General features: G+C 74.1%; 16 protein-coding genes and 1 riboswitch. Of the genes, 12 read left to right on the forward strand and 4 right to left on the reverse strand.

The window, feature by feature from the left end; genetic code table 11:
• Positions 1-32: 32 nt before the first annotated feature.
• The 6 genes from O7546_RS05960 to O7546_RS05985 all read left to right on the forward strand — a co-directional run bounded on the left by O7546_RS05960 (position 33) and on the right by O7546_RS05985 (position 7,336).
• Positions 33-1,262, forward strand: coding sequence for a crosslink repair DNA glycosylase YcaQ family protein (locus tag O7546_RS05960; RefSeq protein WP_281600582.1), 1,230 nt, complete (start codon positions 33-35; stop codon positions 1,260-1,262).
• Positions 1,252-1,992: a DUF2752 domain-containing protein gene (locus O7546_RS05965; RefSeq protein ID WP_281600583.1), complete on the forward strand. Its 741-nt coding sequence runs from the start codon at positions 1,252-1,254 to the stop codon at positions 1,990-1,992. Before O7546_RS05960 ends, O7546_RS05965 begins: the two co-directional genes overlap by 11 nt.
• 162 nt (positions 1,993-2,154) lie before the next feature.
• Positions 2,155-2,892 (forward strand): FAD-dependent thymidylate synthase, encoded by a 738-nt coding sequence (thyX, locus tag O7546_RS05970; RefSeq protein WP_194799842.1) that lies wholly within the window; start codon positions 2,155-2,157, stop codon positions 2,890-2,892.
• A gap of 52 nt (positions 2,893-2,944) precedes the next feature.
• A complete protein-coding gene (gene dapA / locus O7546_RS05975; RefSeq protein WP_194799806.1) occupies positions 2,945-3,871 on the forward strand; it encodes a 4-hydroxy-tetrahydrodipicolinate synthase in 927 nt (308 codons plus the stop codon).
• Between the two features lie 51 nt (positions 3,872-3,922).
• The gene (locus O7546_RS05980) at positions 3,923-5,611 is read left to right on the forward strand and encodes a ribonuclease J (protein WP_135243833.1); all 1,689 of its coding nucleotides are present in this window, start codon (positions 3,923-3,925) and stop codon (positions 5,609-5,611) included.
• A 174-nt stretch (positions 5,612-5,785) separates the two neighbouring features.
• On the forward strand, positions 5,786-7,336 hold the full coding sequence (locus tag O7546_RS05985; RefSeq protein ID WP_194799807.1) for a S1 family peptidase: 1,551 nt from the start codon (positions 5,786-5,788) through the stop codon (positions 7,334-7,336).
• A 145-nt stretch (positions 7,337-7,481) separates the two neighbouring features.
• On the opposite strand, the gene O7546_RS05990 is transcribed toward O7546_RS05985, so the two are convergent.
• On the reverse strand, positions 7,482-9,131 hold the full coding sequence (locus O7546_RS05990) for a YbjN domain-containing protein (protein WP_281600584.1): 1,650 nt from the start codon (positions 9,129-9,131) through the stop codon (positions 7,482-7,484).
• Positions 9,128-9,607, reverse strand: a complete 480-nt coding sequence (locus O7546_RS05995; RefSeq protein ID WP_194799809.1) for a YbjN domain-containing protein — start codon at positions 9,605-9,607, stop codon at positions 9,128-9,130. Before O7546_RS05995 ends, O7546_RS05990 begins: the two co-directional genes overlap by 4 nt.
• 113 nt (positions 9,608-9,720) lie before the next feature.
• Between O7546_RS05995 and O7546_RS06000 the strand changes: the two genes are divergently transcribed.
• Positions 9,721-12,177, forward strand: coding sequence for a DNA translocase FtsK (locus O7546_RS06000; RefSeq protein WP_269696319.1), 2,457 nt, complete (start codon positions 9,721-9,723; stop codon positions 12,175-12,177).
• A 63-nt stretch (positions 12,178-12,240) separates the two neighbouring features.
• On the opposite strand, the gene O7546_RS06005 is transcribed toward O7546_RS06000, so the two are convergent.
• Both O7546_RS06005 and O7546_RS06010 read right to left on the reverse strand, forming a co-directional pair.
• Positions 12,241-12,486: a hypothetical protein gene (locus O7546_RS06005; protein WP_194799811.1), complete on the reverse strand. Its 246-nt coding sequence runs from the start codon at positions 12,484-12,486 to the stop codon at positions 12,241-12,243.
• Positions 12,487-12,570: 84 nt separating this feature from the next.
• The gene (locus tag O7546_RS06010; RefSeq protein ID WP_194799812.1) at positions 12,571-12,885 is read right to left on the reverse strand and encodes a multidrug efflux SMR transporter; all 315 of its coding nucleotides are present in this window, start codon (positions 12,883-12,885) and stop codon (positions 12,571-12,573) included.
• 59 nt (positions 12,886-12,944) lie between these two features.
• A riboswitch (guanidine-III (ykkC-III) riboswitch) is annotated at positions 12,945-13,010 on the reverse strand.
• A gap of 96 nt (positions 13,011-13,106) precedes the next feature.
• Between O7546_RS06010 and O7546_RS06015 the strand changes: the two genes are divergently transcribed.
• The 5 genes from O7546_RS06015 (at position 13,107) to O7546_RS06035 (ending at position 17,477) form a co-directional block, all read left to right on the forward strand.
• The gene (locus tag O7546_RS06015; RefSeq protein WP_194799843.1) at positions 13,107-14,030 is read left to right on the forward strand and encodes an ornithine cyclodeaminase family protein; all 924 of its coding nucleotides are present in this window, start codon (positions 13,107-13,109) and stop codon (positions 14,028-14,030) included.
• A 50-nt stretch (positions 14,031-14,080) separates the two neighbouring features.
• Positions 14,081-15,583, forward strand: coding sequence for a 30S ribosomal protein S12 methylthiotransferase RimO (gene rimO, locus O7546_RS06020; RefSeq protein WP_194799813.1), 1,503 nt, complete (start codon positions 14,081-14,083; stop codon positions 15,581-15,583).
• A 47-nt stretch (positions 15,584-15,630) separates the two neighbouring features.
• Positions 15,631-16,212 (forward strand): CDP-diacylglycerol--glycerol-3-phosphate 3-phosphatidyltransferase, encoded by a 582-nt coding sequence (pgsA, locus tag O7546_RS06025; protein ID WP_194799814.1) that lies wholly within the window; start codon positions 15,631-15,633, stop codon positions 16,210-16,212.
• Between the two features lie 71 nt (positions 16,213-16,283).
• A complete protein-coding gene (locus O7546_RS06030) occupies positions 16,284-16,826 on the forward strand; it encodes a CinA family protein (RefSeq protein WP_194799815.1) in 543 nt (180 codons plus the stop codon).
• Between the two features lie 210 nt (positions 16,827-17,036).
• Complete coding sequence (locus O7546_RS06035) at positions 17,037-17,477, forward strand: helix-turn-helix transcriptional regulator (RefSeq protein ID WP_194799816.1); 441 nt, start codon at positions 17,037-17,039, stop codon at positions 17,475-17,477.
• The last annotated feature ends 11 nt before the right edge of the window (positions 17,478-17,488 follow it).

The following is a 17,488-nucleotide window of genomic DNA, read 5'->3' on the forward strand; positions in this document are numbered from 1 at the left end:
GGTGTCGTACCGCTGGATTAGGGTCGCCGGCGATGGCCGTACCGGAATCGCTCTCCCTCGCCCAGGCCCGCCGGATCGCCCTGGCCGCCCAGGGCTTCGCCGACCCGGCGCCTTCAGGCGTGCCCACCCGCCGCCATCTGCGCCGGGTGCTCGACCGGGTCGGGCTGATCCAGATGGACTCGGTGAACGTGCTCCAGCGGGCGCACTACCTGCCGCTCTACAGCCGGCTCGGGCCCTACCCGACCGCGCTGCTGGACACCGCCGCCTACCGCCGCCCGCGTGAGCTGTTCGAATACTGGGCGCACGAGGCGTCGCTGGTGCCGGTGGGGCTGCATCCGGCGTTGCGCTGGCGGATGGCCAAGGCCCGCGACGAGGCGTGGGGCGGGATGCGCCGGATCGCCGAGGAGCAGCCCGAGCTGGTCGCCTGGGTCCGTGACGAGGTGGCCGCCCGGGGGCCGCTGACGGCGGCCGAGATCGAGCACGACGCCCCACGGGAGACCGGAAACTGGGGCTGGAACTGGTCGGCCGTGAAGCGGGCGCTGGAGTTCCTGTTCTGGGCCGGCGAGGTCACCGCCGCCGACCGCACCAACTCGTTCGCCCGCCGCTACGACCTGCCCGAGCGGGTGCTCCCGGCCGCCGTGCTGGATGCGCCCACCCCGACCGACGCCGAGGCGCACCGGTCGCTGGTGTCGATCGCAGCCCGCGCCCTCGGTGTCGCCGCCGAGCCGGAGCTGCGCGACTACTTCCGGCTGCCGGTCGCCGGGGCGCGGCGGGCGGTGGCCGAACTGGTCGAGGCCGGCGAGCTGACCCCGGTCACCGTGCAGGGCTGGCGGCACCCCGCCTACCTGCACGCCGACGCGCGGCTGCCCCGCTGGGTCCGCGGCAACACGCTGGTCAGCCCGTTCGACCCGCTGGTCTGGGAGCGGGCGCGCACCGAGCGGCTGTTCGGCCTCACCTACCGGATCGAGATCTACGTGCCGGCGCCCCAGCGGGTCTACGGCTACTACGTGCTGCCGTTCCGCCAGGGCGAGCGCTTCACCGCCCGGGTCGACCTGAAGGCCGACCGGAAGGCCGGGGCGCTGCTGGTGCCCGCCGCCTGGGTCGAGCCGGGCGCCGACCCGGGGGAGACCGCGGTGGCGCTCGCCGCCGAGCTGTACCGGCTCGCCGGCTGGCTCGGCCTGGACGCGGTCGCCCCGCCCGCCGCGGGCGACCTCGCGGGGCCGCTGGCCGCCGCGTTGGTGGGCGTGGCCGGTGTACGGTGAGCGCGTGACGAGCGTTGACCGGCCTGCCACCGCGCCCGACCCGCACACCGAGCCGCACCCGCACGGGCCCGCGCAGCCGGAGTCCGGGCCGCAGGGCGAGGCGCACGCTTACGCGTACGCCGGGCAGCCTTCGCACGCCGAGACGCACGCGCACGCCGGTCCGCACGCTCCACCCGGAGCACCCGGAGCACCCGGAGCACCCGGAGCACCCGGAGCACCCGGAGCACCCGGAGCACCCGGAGCGCCGTGGCCGGGTTACCCGGCGGCGTACCAGCCGGTCGAGAGCGACCGGCTCACCCGGCTGGTGATGCGCCTGCACGCCCGCGCCCCGCGCTGGGCGGTGCCGCTCGCAGCGCTCGGCTGCGTCGGCCTCGGCATCGCGTACGCGCTGGTCAGTGACCCGACCCGGAGCGACCCGGACGCCGCGCCGACCTGCCTGCTCAAGCTGACCACGGGGCTGGACTGCCCGGGCTGCGGCGGCACCCGCGCGCTCTGGTACGTGCTGCACGGCGACCTGCCCGCCGCAGCCCGGCACCATTTCCTGTTCGTCTTCGCGCTGCCGTTCCTGACCTGGCTCTTCGTGGCCTGGGCCGGCAACCGGGCGTTCGGCTGGAAGCTGCCCGAGGCCCAGTTCAGCCCCAAGGTCATCGGCGTGTTCCTGGCCGCCTGGGGGGTCTTCTCGGTGGTCCGCAACCTGCCGTGGGCCCCCTTCACCTCGCTCTACGTCTAGCCCGGAGCCCAGCCCTGGCGAGATCTTGGTACGAAACGGCCCCCAGAGGGGCGCTTTCCTACCAAGATCTTCTTCGGGGCCGATCGCCGAGCCGGCGGTGCGGCCGCGTGGCCGATTTCCACGGTGGGGGGTGGGGCCACTACAGTCGCAGGAATGCCGGAGATGGTTCAGCCCCAGGTCAAGTTGATCGCGTGGACCCAGTTCCAGGCACCCGAAGAGGTGCCCTGGTCCACCGACGCGGACGGTGGGCAGGCGCTCGCCGAGTTCGCCGGCCGGGCCTGCTACCAGAGCTGGAAGAAGCCGAATCCGGCCACCGCCACCAACGCCGGCTACCTGGCGCACATCCTGGAGGTCGGCCACCTGAGCGTGCTGGAGCACGGCTCGGTGAGCTTCTACTTCAGCGGCGTCTCCCGCTCGTTCACCCACGAGCTGATCCGGCACCGGCACTTCTCCTACTCGCAGCTCTCCCAGCGCTACGTGCCCGAGCGGGACGCCGCGATGGTCGAGCCGTCGGTGATCGCCGACGACCCGGAGCTGCACAAGAAGTTCGTCGAGGCCACCGACGCGGCGGTGCGGGCGTACACCGAGTTGCTGGAGGGGCTGGAGAGCCGCTTCACCGACGAGCCCAACCCGACGCTGCGCCGCAAGCAGGCCCGCCAGGCGGCCCGGGCGGTGCTGCCGAACGCCACCGAGACGCGGATCGTGGTGACCGGCAACTACCGGGCCTGGCGCCACTTCGTGAAGATGCGCGCCACCGAGCACGCCGACGTGGAGATCCGCGAGCTGGCGGTGGAGTGCCTGCGCCAGCTCAAGGGCGTCGCGCCGAACGTCTTCGCCGACTTCGAGATCTCCACCCTGCCCGACGGCACCGAGGTGGCAGCGTCGCCGCACGCCGAGTGACTCGTCGCCCTTCGCCGCCGGGCCACCGGCGGCCGTCCGCTAGGTTGTGAGCATGACGCACGACCACTCCGCCGCCCCGAGCCGGGGCGCGTCGCGCCCGTTCGGGCGAGTGATGACGGCCATGGTGACCCCGTTCACGCCGGACGGCGGCCTGGATCTCGACGGCGCCGCCCGGCTGGCCGAATACCTCGTCGACGAGCAGGGCAACGACGCGTTGGTCCTCAACGGCACCACCGGTGAGTCCCCGACCACCACGGAGGCGGAGAAGGAGTCGCTGATCCGCACCGTGGTCGAGGCGGTCGGCGACCGGGCCCGCATCGTCGCCGGGGTGGGCACCAACGACACCCGGCACACCGTCGAGCTGGCCACGCAGGCCGAGAAGGCCGGTGCACACGGCCTGCTGGTGGTCACGCCGTACTACAACAAGCCGCCGCAGGCCGGTCTGCTGCGTCACTTCACCACGGTCGCCGACTCGACCGGCCTGCCGGTCATGCTCTACGACATCCCGCACCGGTCCGGGGTCGCGATCGCCACCGAGACGCTGGTCAAGCTCGCCGAGCACGGCCGGATCGTCGCGGTGAAGGACGCCAAGAGCGATCTGCTCGCCACCGCGGAGGTGCTCGCCCGCACCGACCTGGCCTACTACAGCGGCGAGGACGCGCTCACCCTGCCGATGCTGTCGATCGGCGCGGTCGGCGTGGTCGGCACCTCCACCCACTTCACCGGCGCGCTGACCAAGCAGATGATCGAGGCGTTCGAGGCGGGCGACAACGCCCGGGCGCTCGCCCTGCACCGGCGGTTGCTGCCGCTCTACACCGGCATCTTCCGCACCCAGGGCACGATCCTGGTCAAGGCCGGCCTGGGGACGCAGGGTCGCCCGGCCGGTCCGGTGCGGCCGCCGCTCGTCGACGCCACCGGTGACGAACTGGCCCAGCTGCGCGCCGACTGCGCCGCGGCGGGCCTGCCCCTGCCCGAATGAATCAACGACACGACGGACGCCGCGCGACGGCGTCGCAGAATGAGGTGACGCGTGACCGAGGCGCACATCGAGGGTGAACTGCCCCCGCCGCTGCCCGAGGGCGGCCTGCGGATCATCCCGCTCGGCGGACTCGGCGCCATCGGCCGGAACATGACCGTCTTCGAGTACGACGGCAAGCTGCTGATCGTCGACTGCGGGGTGCTGTTCCCCGACGTCGAGCAGCCGGGCGTGGACCTGATCCTGCCCGACTTCGGCCCGATCCTGGATCGGCTGGCCGACGTGCAGGCGATCGTGCTCACGCACGGCCACGAGGACCACATCGGCGCGGTGCCGTACCTGCTCGCGCACAAGCCGGACATCCCGCTCGTCGGCTCGCAGTTCACGCTCGCGCTCGTCGAGGCGAAGCTGGCCGAGCGGCGGATCCAGCCGTACACGCTGACCGTGCGGGAGGGCGGCCGGGAACGGCTGGGCCCGTTCGAGTGCGAGTTCTTCGCGGTGAACCACTCGATCCCGGACGCGCTCGCGGTGGCCATCCGTACGCCGGCCGGCCTGGTGCTGCACACCGGCGACTTCAAGATGGACCAGCTACCGCTCGACGGGCGGATCACCGACCTGGCCGGGTTCGCCCGGCTCGGCGCCGAGGGCGTCGACCTGCTGCTGTCCGACTCGACGAACGCGGAGATCCCCGGGTTCGTCACGCCGGAGAAGGAGATCGGCCCGGTCCTCGACTCGATCTTCGCGAAGGCCAAGGGGCGGATCATCGTCGCCTCGTTCGCCTCACACGTGCACCGGGTGCAGCAGGTCTTCGACTCGGCCGTCGAGCACGGCCGCAAGGTGGCGCTGATCGGCCGGTCGATGGTCCGCAACATGGGCATCGCCCGCGACCTGGGCCTGCTCAACATCCCGGCCGGGCTGGTGGTCGGGATCGAGGAGGCCACGAACCTGCCGCCCGAGCAGATCGTGCTGATGTCCACCGGTTCGCAGGGCGAGCCGATGAGCGCGCTGGGCCGGATGGCCAGCGGCGACCACCGGCACATCACCATCGCGCCGGGCGACACCGTGGTGCTGGCGTCCTCGCTGGTGCCGGGCAACGAGACCTCGGTCTACCGCGTGATCAACCGGCTGGCCCGGGCCGGTGCCGTGGTGGTGCACAAGGACGTCGCGAAGGTGCACGTCTCCGGCCACGCCCCGGCCGGTGAGCTGCTCTATCTGCTCAACGTGGTCCGCCCGAGCAACCTGATGCCGGTGCACGGCGAGTGGCGGCACCTGCGGGCGCACGCCCGGCTCGGCATCGAGTCCGGCGTCGCGCCGGACCGGGTCGTGCTCTGCGAGGACGGCGACGTGGTCGACCTGGTCGAGGGCCGTGCCAGCCTGGTCGGGCGGGTCAAGAGCCGGTACGTCTACGTCGACGGTCTCGCCGTCGGTGACGTCAGCGAGTCGCTGCTCACCGAGCGCCGCATCCTCGGCGACGGCGGGTTCATCGCCGCGACGGTGGTGGTGGACTCGGTCACCGGCAAGGTGGTCGCCGGGCCGACCGTTTCGGCGAAGGGCTTCTCCGAGGACCCGGAGGCGTTCAACCCGGTGGTCCCGCTGGTCACCGAGGCGCTGAACCGGGCCGCCGCGGACGGCATCACCGACCCGCACCAGCTCCAGCAGATCGTCCGCCGCACGGTGGGCCGCTGGGTCAACGACGCGTACCGCCGTCGGCCCATGATCGTCCCGACCGTCGTCGAGGTCTGACCCGACCGCGCCGCGCGCCGGTCCACCGTCCGCGGTGGGCCGGCGTCGTCGCTTTCCGGTTACGCCCCGACACGGCGCGTCGAAACATGCCGCCGGTACTCATCCGATCGGCGTCCGTCTCCGTACCTCCCGACGGCCGGCGTGCCCCTGCGCCGGTCGGGAGGAGCGTGGCGGATGGACCGCAGACGGATGACAGTCATCGGCGTACTGGTGGCGGCGGCCGGGTTGACGGCGGCGGTGACCGTACCGTCGTTCGCCGGTGAGGAACCCCGGCGGGCCGCGCCGGCGGCCGACGGCGTCGCGCCGGAGGTCCTCGACGCGATGGGCCGCGACCTCGCGCTGACCCGCGACCAGGCGGCGAAGCGGCTGCGGACCGAGCGGTGGGCGGCCGGCACCGTCACCCGGCTGCGCGGCGAACTCGGCGCCGGCTACGGGGGCAGCTGGCTCAGCGCGGACGGCGCCACGCTCACCGTGGCGGTGGCCGACCCGGCCGGCGAGGCGCGGGTACGGGCGGCCGGCGCGGTCCCGAAGCGGGTCGCGCGGGGCGTCGCCGAGCTGGACGCGGTCAAGAGCCGGCTGGACGCGGCGGGCGCCGACGCCAGCCCGGACGTGGCCGGCTGGTACGTCGACGTGGCAGACAACGCCGTGGTCGTGATCGCCCGGCCGGGCGCGGAGGCCGACGGCCGCCGGCTCGCCGCCGCCGCCGGGTCGAAGGCCGGGATGGTCCGGGTGCGGACCGCCGACGAGGCCCCGCGTCCGCTGTTCGACGTGCGGGGCGGCGACGCCTACCTGATCAACAACGCGGGCCGCTGCTCGGTCGGTTTCTCCGTGGTCGGCGGGTTCGTCACCGCCGGGCACTGCGGCCGGCCGGGGGACCGCACCACCGGATCCAACCGGGTCGCCCAGGGCACGTTCGCCGCGTCCTCGTTCCCCGGTGACGACTGGGCGTTCGTGCGGGTGAACGCCGACTGGACGCCGCAGGGCGTGGTGACCGACTTCGCCGACGGCGGCACGGTGGCGGTGAACGGCTCCACCGAGGCTCCGGTGGGCGCGTCGATCTGCCGGTCCGGCTCCACCACCGGCACCCGCTGCGGCCTGATCCAGGCGAAGAACGCCACAGTCAACTACCCGGAGGGGACCGTCACCGGGCTGACCCGGACGAACGTCTGCGCCGAGCCGGGTGACTCCGGCGGCGCGTGGCTCTCCGGTGACCAGGCGCAGGGCGTCACGTCCGGCGGATCCGGCGACTGCACCCGGGGCGGCATCACGTTCTTCCAGCCGGTCAACGAGATCCTCCAGCGCAACGACCTGACGCTCGTCACCGCCGGCGACCAGCCCGCGCCCACGCAGCCGCCGGCGGGCGGCGGCGAGACCACGCCGCCGGCGACCGCCGAGCCCACCCCGCCGACGGGCGACACCGAGTGCTCCGGGCAGGTGAGCCGGACCGGCCGGATCGCCGCCGGACGAACCCAGATCCAGCCGGACGGGCGCTTCTACCGGGTGCCCGACGGCACGCAGGAGGCGTGCCTGTCCGCGCCGGGCGGCGCCCGCATGGTGCTGGAGCTGCAACGCTTCACCGGCGGCGCGTTCCGCACCGTGGCCCGCGCGGCCACCGCCGACGGCACGGCCCGGCTGACCGCCGAGACGTCGGCCGGCGCCTACCGGTACCGCGTCGTCGGGTTGTCCGGCTCCGGCGAGTACACGCTGGCGTTCTCCGCCCGCTGACCGCCGCACCCAGATCGCGGCCCCCGACCACCACCGCCCGGTGGTCTGGGGCCGCGCCGCGTCGGCGGCACGGTTCCTCCGGGAGCCACCACCGCCCGGTGGTCGGGGGCCGCGCCGCGTCCGGGTACTGCCACCTCGGTGGGGCTCAGGGCAGCGCGGCGACCGCTTCGGCGTACGCGGTGCCGGTGCGGATCGCGGCGGCCACCAGCACGGCGAGCTGTGCCGGGGCCACCCCGCAGGACAGGTCGGTGGAGACGCCCGCGGCCAGTACCAGCGTCCCGTCGCCGGGCTCGTGCACGTACGCGGCGGGCAGCAGCCGGTCGTGGTTCCAGGCGTTGCAGAACGCGTACGCCTCGGCGCGCCGCCCGGCCGGCAGCCGCCGCTGCGCCACCACCCGGGCGTGCAGCACGTCGCCGTCCCGGCCGAGCAGACGGAACTGGATCGTGGCCTCGCCCCACCGCCCGGCGAGCGTGCCGTCCGGCTCCACCGCGTACGGCTCGCCCCGGGCGTCGAGCGCGGCGGCGAGCAGCGCCGCGTCCAGCGGTGCCGGTTCCTCCGGCCCGGGCGGCAGGGGTTCGGCCGGATCATCGGCGTCCGGCTCCTCGTCGAACTCGCTCTCGGCAGCCAGCGACACCGGCGCGGCGAGCGGCCGCTCGGCCAGCCAGGAGGCGATCCGGCCGGACTGGTGCCCGGTGCCGTTGCGGGCGTCGAAGCTGCCGGCGAGCGCCGTCGCCAGTGCCTGCAACTGCGTACCGAGCGTCGCCACGTCCACCTCGGCCGCCGGCCGGGAACCGTGCCCCGGGCGGTGGATGCGCCGCCCGCCCAGCCCGGCCTCGGCGGCCAGTCCGCACAGCAGCGCGCCCGCCGCCGCGAACTCCATCGCGGACAGGTCGTCGGCCGGGCGGTCCAGCTCGGGCAGCTGTTCGGTGAGGATCTCCAGCCCACGATGCAGGTAGCCGCCCAGCGCGCAGAAGCGCAGGTGCGCGGCGAGCAGCGGGAACGCCGTCTTCTCGCCGCGGTGCCGGCGGTACGCGTACACGTGCGCCCGGGCGGCCCGCGTCACCGCGCCGGTACGCAGCCACGGCAGCAGCCCAACGGTGAGCGCCCGGTCCGGCTGGTCGGTGCAGGCCGTCGCGCCGGCCGCTGCCGCCTGCCGCTCGCCCCGCCGGGTCGGTGGCGCCTGCGGCTCGACCCAGCCGATCAGCGCCGGTGCCAGCGCCGCCAGTGCCGCGTCCGGCTCGCCCCAGCCGGCCAGCAGGTCGGCCCGTCGCGCCGGGGCGCACCCCGCACAGCCACCCACCGGGTCGTTCGCGTCCGCCGCCGACCAGCGCTCGTACGCCCGCCGGGCCGCCGGCTCGTCGCCGAGGTGGTCGGCGAGCCGGCAGCGCAGCTCCGCCACCGGCGCCGCGTCCTCGCCCAGCTCCCCGGCGAGCGCGTCCAACAGGGACCGGGCCTGGTCCAGGCCCACCCGGGGAGTGCCGAACGACGCCTCCACCGCCTGCCGCTGATGCCGGCGCAACCGGGTCAGCTCGTCCGGGCGGGCGTCCAGCAGTCCGGGGTGCCCGTCCAGCGTGGCCCGCATCCGCCGGACCGGCTCCACCGCCCGCCACCGTTCACCCCGGTGCAGGTACGCCTCGACCAGCGCGAACCGCGCCGACACCGCGGTACGTGGATCGCCGGTGGCGTCCGCCCGCGACGCGATCCGCTCCAGCTCGGCGCAGCGCTCCGCGCCGTCGGGCCGGTCCCGGGCGTCGGCGAGCGCGGCGGCCAGCCCCCTGTCGCGTGCCGTGGTCACCGGAGCGTCCCGCCGGCCAACTCGTCGACGGCGGCGGCGAGCTGGCACCCGGTGGTCACGCCACAGTCGACGAGCCGGTCGAGCTGGTGCGGCGTCACCCCGCGCTCCAGGTCGGTGGTGACCTCGCCGCACACCTGGGCGGACCCGTCGTCGGCGACGTGCACGTACGCCTTCGGCCAGAGCCGGTCGTGGTTCCACGTGTTGCAGAACGCGTGCAGCTCGGGCACACGCTCGATGCCGAAGTGGTGCGCGACGACGGTGCGCACCTGGAGCAGCTCACCGGCCGCGCCCCGGCGGTGGAACCAGATCAGGTTCCGCTCCCAGCGGCCCACCAGCGCGCCGTCGGGTTCCTCGGCCACCGCGTACCCCCGGTGGCCGAGCACGGCGGCGATCAGCTCACCGGTCAGCGGACGCAGTTCCTGCGGGTGTCCGGCCAGCGGACCGTCCGGACCGTCCTCGATCTCCGGCGACGCCATCGGGCATCCCTTCTGAGGCGAATAACACAAACGACGGTCCGACCCGTGCTGCGACGCGCGGACACGACCCGGAAAAGCGGCGATCCACCGGGTGCCGCCGTTACCGTGACTCTATGGCGGGCCGTACCTCTCAGGCGAGCCGGCGGCGCGGCGCGTCGCCGCGTGGCACCACGAACAACCGCGCCCGGCAACCGGCGAAGAAGGCGGCGGCGCGGAAGCCGGCGCGGCGGCGACCGGCTCCCGGGCCGAGCCCGGCCGCGTTCGTCGGCCGGGCGGTCGGCGCCGTCTGGATGGGACTGGCCCACACGGTCGGCTGGACGTTCCGGGCCGCCGGGCGGCAGGCCGCGTCCACGAGGGAGCTGGATCCGGAGCACCGCCGCGACGGCGCCGGGCTGCTGCTGTTCGGCCTGGCCATCCTCAGCGCGGTGGGCATCTGGGGCGGCGGCGCCGGGCCGGTGGGCCGGCACCTGGCCGACACCGTACGGCTGTTCATCGGTGCCATCTCGATAATCCTTCCGGTGCTGTTCATGGTCGGCGCGTGGCGGCTGATGCGGACCCCGGCCGATCCTGAGCACCGCGGTCGCGGCCTGGTCGGCTGGGGTTCGATGATGCTGGCGACCGCCGCGATGCTGCACATCGGGCAGAACCCGGTCGACGAGGTCCAGCGCGACTTCGCGGGCGGCCTGATCGGCGCGGGCGTGGGCGACCTGCTGAAGTCGGCGGTGACCGCCTGGGTGGCTATGCCGCTGCTGCTCCTGCTGCTGGTGTTCGGCCTGCTCGTGGTCACCGCGACGCCGATCAACAAGATCCCGGAGCGGCTCGGCCTGCGCGCCGACCCGGCCGGAGCGGACGTCGACGAGGAGTTCGCCGAGGACGAGGCGCCGGCGAAGCCGGCCCGCAAGCGGCCCGCGAAGCGGATGCCGCCGCCGTTGGAGCCGCTCGATCCGGACGACGAGCTGGCGGGCGTCGACCTCCAGGAGACCCTGGTCCTGCCGCGCAAGCCGCCCAAGGTGCCGGCGAACCGCAAGCCGGTCGAGCCGCCGGAGCACTCGCCGCTGCCCACCCGCGCCGAGCAGCTCGCGCTGACCGGGCTCGCCGGCGACTACACGCTGCCGCCGGCGAACCTGCTCGGCAGCGGCGCCAAGCCGAAGAGCCGCAGCAAGGCCAACGACGAGGTGATCGCGGCGCTCACCGGCGTCTTCGAGCAGTTCGACGTGGACGCCGCCGTCACCGGCTTCACCCGCGGCCCGACGGTCACCCGCTACGAGGTGGAGCTGGGTCCGGGCGTCAAGGTCGAGCGGATCACCCAGCTGTCCCGCAACATCGCGTACGCGGTGAAGTCGCCGGACGTGCGCATCCTCAGCCCGATCCCGGGCAAGAGCGCGGTCGGCGTGGAGATCCCGAACACCGACCCGGAGAACGTGTCGCTCGGCGACGTGCTGCGCTCCCGCGAGGCGACGAGCGACCACCATCCGATGGTGGTGGCGCTCGGCAAGGACATCGAGGGCGGCTACGTGGTGGCAAATCTCGCGAAGATGCCGCACATCCTGATCGCGGGCGCCACCGGCGCGGGCAAGTCGTCCTGCCTCAACTCGCTGCTGGTCTCCATCCTGACCCGGGCCACCCCGGACGAGGTGCGGCTGCTGCTGATCGACCCGAAGCGGGTCGAGATGACCGGCTACGAGGGCATCCCGCACCTGGTCACGCCGATCGTGACCAACCCGAAGAAGGCGGCCGACTCGCTGGAGTGGGTCGTCCGCGAGATGGACATGCGCTACGACGACCTCGCCGCCAACGGGGTCCGGCACATCGACGACTTCAACCGCAAGGTGCGCAACGGCGAGATCAAGGCGCCGCCGGGCAGCGAGCGGGAGATGCGGCCGTACCCGTACCTGCTGGTGATCGTGGACGAGTTGGCCGACCTGATGATGGTCGCGCCGCGCGACGTGGAGGACTCCATCGTCCGGATCACCCAGCTCGCCCGGGCCGCCGGCATCCACCTGGTGCTGGCGACCCAGCGGCCCTCGGTGGACGTGGTCACCGGTCTGATCAAGGCGAACGTGCCGTCCCGGCTCGCGTTCGCCACCTCCTCGCTCGCCGACTCCCGGGTCATCCTGGACCAGCCGGGCGCGGAGAAGCTGCTCGGCCGCGGCGACGGCCTGTTCCTGCCGATGGGCGCGTCGAAGCCGCAGCGCATCCAGGGCGCCTGGGTGACCGAGCGCGAGATCGCCGACGTGGTGAAGTTCTGCAAGGACCAGCGCGAGCCGGAGTTCCGCCCGGACGTGCTCGCCCCGGCGCAGGACAGCAAGAAGAAGATCGACGAGGACATCGGCGACGACCTGGACCTGCTCGTGCAGGCGGTCGAGTTGGTGGTCACCTCGCAGTTCGGGTCGACCTCGATGCTCCAGCGCAAGCTGCGGGTCGGCTTCGCCAAGGCGGGCCGGCTGATGGACCTGATGGAGACCCGGGGCGTGGTCGGCCCGTCCGAGGGCTCCAAGGCCCGCGACGTGCTGGTCAAGCCGGACGAGCTGGAGGAGGTCCTGGCCGGCCTGCGCGGCGGCGAGGACTGACGGCCCCGCAACGGACGACGGCGGCCCCACCCGAGGGTGGGGCCGCCGTCGGCGGTTCGCGGGTCAGTTGTTGAGCAGCGCGGCGACGAGCACGGCGCCGATGATCGCGCCGACCACGCTCGCGGCGGCGGCGTACCAGCCCAGCGGCTTGTCACCGAGGACGGCGCCGACGATGCCGAGGATCAGGCCGAGGACACCGAAGATCAGCGGGGACAGGAAGATCGCGAGGGCCGCGAAGACGAACGCGATGATCGTGCAGATCCGGGCGGCGTTGCTGCGCGGACGGGCGCTGGCGTGGATGTCGGCCATGGGGTCCTCCGTGATGATCGCTCTGTCGGTCAACGGGAGACCGGGTACCCCGGGCGGTGCATCGTCCAAACCGGATGCGTGCGATCAGCTGAACAGCTTCAGCCCGATCACGCCGGCCACCACCAGCAGCAGGCAGGCCACGCGCGGCAGGTTGACCGGCTCGCCGAGCGCGAGCATCCCGACGAGCGCGGTACCCACCGCACCGATGCCGACCCACACCGCGTAGCCGGTGCCGACCGGGATGTCGCGCAGCGCGTACGCCAGGCCGGCCATGCTGCCGACCAGGGTGACGGCGAAGACGGCGGAGGGGAGCGGACGGGTGAAACCGGCGCTGCGATCAAGGGCGATCGCCCACGCGGTCTCCAGGAGTCCGGAGATCACCAGCACGATCCAGGCCACGGGACATCACCTCTGACGGGCGGGCCCGGCGCGGAGCGGGCCGGGCGACGGTTGGGTCACACGGGGCGTCTTGGCCTGACCGGGTACGCCCACCACTCGTCCGGGACGGCCCGCGGGCCGTCGTGGCCGACGGTAGCACCGGGCGGGCCGGACCGGCGGCGGGGTGAGAAAGCCCACCATGAGTGGAGTTGACGTCAACTTCAGGTTGCACGATGGAACACATGACCCTGCTCTTCTCCGACGACGACGTCGCGGCCGCCGTGGACGCCCCGCTCACCGTCGCGGCCATGCGGGACGCGCTGCTGGCCGCGCACGCCGGGCGGCTCATCGCCCCGCCCCGGGCGTCCGCGCCGCTGGGCGGGGGCCGGATGGTGCTCACCGCCGGGCACCTCACCGGGCAGTGGTATGGCTTCCGCTCGTACGACACGTTCGGCCACCCGGAGAGCGGTCAGCTCGTCGTGCTGCACGACGCGAGCACCGGCGCGGTACGCGCCATCGCCGTCGGCGAGGAACTCGGCTCCCGGCGTACCGGAGGACTCGGTGGCGTGGCGGTGGACGCGCTGGCCCGCGCGGACGCCGCCACAGTCGGCGTGGTGGGGTCCGGCCGGCAGGCGTGGACCCAGGTCTGGGCCGCCGCGGCGGTGCGGCCGCTGCGCGAGGTGACCGTGTACAGCCGCTCGGCGGCCCGGCGGGACGCGTTCGCCGCGCGGGTCCGCGCCGAGCTGGGCGTGCCGGCCCGCGCCGTCGGCTCGGCCGCCGCCGCGGTACGCGACCGGGACGTCGTGGTGCTCGCCACCACCAGCACCGTCCCGGTGCTCGACGCCGCCGACCTGGCCCCCGGCACCCATGTCAACACGGTCGGCTTCAAGCAGGTCGACCGGCACGAGTTCGGCCCCGACCTGCTCGACGCCGCCGACCTGCTGGTCACCGACTCACCCGGGCAGGCCGCCGCGTACGTCCCGCCGATGCTCGCCGCCGTCGAGCCGTACGCCGGGCGGTTGCGCGACCTGGGCGCGGTGCTGGCCGGCGCGGTTCCCGGCCGGACCACCGCGGACCAGATCTCGGTCTTCTGCTCCACCGGCCTGGCCGGCACGGAGGTGTTCCTCCTCGATCGGCTGGCCCGGGTGGCCGTGTCCGCGCGCTGACCCTGGCCGGACGGGTGCGCGGCGCACCGGAACCGGCCCGGTACCCTCGGATGGTGTCTGCCTCCTCCTCCACCCCGCGATCCGACGGGCGCCGCGTCGCCCTGCTGACCCTCGGCTGTGCCCGCAACGAGGTCGACTCGGAGGAGCTGGCCGCCCGGCTGCACGCCGACGGATGGCAGGTCACCACCGACGGCGAGGGCGCCGACGTGGTGGTGGTGAACACCTGCGGGTTCGTCGAGAAGGCCAAGCAGGATTCGATCCAGACGCTGCTGGCCGCCGCCGACACCGGCGCGAAGGTCGTCGCCGCCGGGTGTATGGCCGAGCGGTACGGCCGTGAGCTGGCCGACAGTCTCCCCGAGGCGCAGGCCGTGCTCAGCTTCGACGACTACCCGGACATCGCCGCCCGCCTCGACTCGGTGCTCGCCGGCGAGGCGATCGGCGCGCACACCCCCCGCGACCGGCGGGAACTGCTGCCGCTGACCCCGGTGAAGCGCCGCGACGCGGCGGTGTCGCTGCCCGGGCACGGCACCCCGGCCCGGGTCGCACCGGAGACCGACGCGCACACCCCGGCCCACCTGCGGCAGGTGCTGCGGCACCGGCTCGACACCGGCCCGGTGGCCTCGCTGAAGCTCGCCAGCGGCTGCGACCGGCGGTGCGCGTTCTGCGCCATCCCGGCGTTCCGCGGCGCGTTCGTCTCGCGTACCCCGGACGAGCTGCTCGCCGAGGCCGAGTGGCTGGCCAAGACCGGCGTCCGCGAGTTGGTGCTGGTCAGTGAGAACTCCACCTCGTACGGCAAGGACCTGGGCGACCCGCGCGCGCTGGAGAAGCTGCTGCCGCAGCTCGCCGCGATCGACGGGATCGTGCGGGTCCGCGCCAGCTACCTCCAGCCCGCCGAGACCCGGCCCGGCCTGGTCGAGGTGATCGCCACCACGCCGGGCGTGGCCGCCTACTTCGACCTGTCGTTCCAGCACTCCAGCGAGCCGGTGCTGCGCCGGATGCGGCGCTTCGGCTCCACCGACCGGTTCCTGGAACTGCTCGCCTCCGCTCGCGCGCTGGCGCCGGACGCGGGCGCGCGCAGCAACTTCATCGTCGGCTTCCCCGGCGAGACGAAGCAGGACGTGGCCGAGCTGGTCCGGTTCCTGACCGAGGCGCGGCTGGACGCGATCGGCATGTTCGACTACAGCGACGAGGACGGCACCGAGGCCGCCGGACTCACCGGCAAGGTCTCCGCCGCCACGATCAAGCGGCGGTACGACAGGCTCAGCGCGCTGGCCGACGAACTCTGCTCGCAGCGCGCCGAGGAACGCCTCGGCGCGACGGTGGAGGTGCTCGTGGACTCGATCGCCGACGGCGCGGTGGAGGGGCGGGCCGCCCACCAGGCGCCCGAGGTCGACGGCTCGACCACGCTCGTCGCGCCGGTCGGCGGCGGCGTCGATCTGGCCGCGCTGCGCCCCGGTGACCTGGTCCGGGCCACGGTGACGGCGACCGAGGGCGTGGACCTGGTAGCCGTACCGGATGAGATGATCTCGGCGGCGCCCGGCGCGGTACGGTGACGGCGGGCCCTGATGGAGCGGGGAAGCCACGTGGGGCGATGCGGGACATGACGGGAGCGGAGTCGACGGCCGCTGCCCCCGTACCGCTGCTCAACGCGGCGAACGTGCTCACCGGCGCGCGCCTGATGCTGGTGCCGGTCTTCGTGGCCACCGTGATCGCCTCCGGCATGAGCCACGCGGGCTGGCGGATGACGGCCTGCCTGATCTTCGTGGTGGCCTCCGCGACCGACCTGGTCGACGGCTGGATCGCCCGCCGGTACGAACTGGTCACCTCGCTGGGCAAGGTCGCCGACCCGATCGCCGACAAGGCGCTCACCGGCGCCGCCCTGCTGCTGCTCTCCGTCTACGACCTGCTGCCCTGGTGGGTGACGGTGGTGATCCTGGCCCGCGAACTGGGCATCACCGGGCTGCGCTTCTGGGTGATCCGGCACGGAGTGATCGCGGCCAGCCGGGGCGGCAAGGTCAAGACGGCGCTGCAGATCCTGGCCATCACCTGGTACCTCTGGCCGATGCCGGAGGCGCTCGCCGCGGTCGGCCCGTGGATCATGGGCGCGGCCGTGGTGGTCACCGTGGTCACCGGGTTCGACTACATCGCCCAGGCGTTGCGGCTGCGCCGCCCGGCCCGTTGAGCCGGTCGGCGGGCCCGTCGGTCCGGGCGGCGGACGAGTAAGCCGGCGTGGGGCGGGAAATGGGGGCGGGCATGGACACCGACGCGAGTAACCAGCGGCCCGCCGGCAGCCCGGCGGCCGCCGTGGTGCACCGCCTGCACGAGTGCGGCGAGACGCTGGCCACCGTCGAGTCGCTGACCGGCGGCCTGCTCGCCGCCGCGATCGTGGAGATCGCCGGGGTCAGCTCGATCTACCGGGGCGGCATGGTGGTCTACGCCACCGAACTCAAGGCGACGCTCGCCGGCGTACCGGAGGACCTGCTCGCCGACCGCGGCCCGGTCGACCCGGACGTGGCGGCGGCACTGGCCGAGGGCGGACGGCAGCGCTGCGGCGCTGACTGGGGCCTGGCCACCACCGGCGTGGCCGGTCCGGAACCGCAGGACGACAAGCCGGTCGGCCTGGTCTACGTGGCGGTCGCCGGACCGGACGGCACCGAGGTGCGCCGGCTCGACCTCGAGGGCGGCCGCGACCACATCCGCTCGGCCGCGGTGATCGAGGCGCTGCGGCTGCTCGCCGACCGCATCCAGCTCCCCGCCGACGCCGCCACCGAGGCGGCGGGGGCCGGCCGCCGGTGAGCCCGCGCGGCGCCGACACGCCCGGCGGCGGGATCGCCGGACCTGTCGATCCGCCCGGATTTTCAGAGGCGGGGTGGGATGTCGTCGTGGCGACCAACGGGTACGGTTGCGGGAAGGCTCCGGCGGTCACCGTCGGCGCCGGAGCGGTCCACCGCGTCCGGCGCGACGCGTTCCGGCCGGAGATGGTGGTCCCGTTCAGGGGGAGGTGCGATGGTCCTGCTACGCCGGGTGATCGGTGACGCGCTGCGAGCACGCAGGCAAGGGCAGCACCGCACCCTCCGCGAGGTCTCCTCCGCCGCCAACGTCAGCCTCGGCTACCTCTCCGAGATCGAACGCGGCCAGAAGGAACCCTCCAGCGAACTGCTGGCCGCGATCTGCGACGCGCTCGGCGCCCGCCTGTCCGAGCTGCTCCGCGAGGTGAGCGACACCGTCGCCCTCGCCGAGCAGATGCCCGGCGTGCTGGTTCCGGTGGCCGACGAGCCGGCCCCGGTGACGCCGGCCGCCGTCCGCAAGGCGACAAACAGGAGTGTCCGGCAGGTCACCTCCGACGGCGGCGTCGCCGTCCAGGTCCGGCAGGACTCGCCCCTCAAGGCCACGCTGCGCAGCACCCGCGTACGCCCCGCCGAGCGGGATGTGGTCTGCGCCGCCTGACCCCGGCTGTC

It is taken from the genome of Micromonospora sp. WMMA1976, assembly GCF_027497335.1.
Taxonomy (GTDB): Bacteria; Actinomycetota; Actinomycetes; order Mycobacteriales; family Micromonosporaceae; genus Micromonospora; species Micromonospora aurantiaca.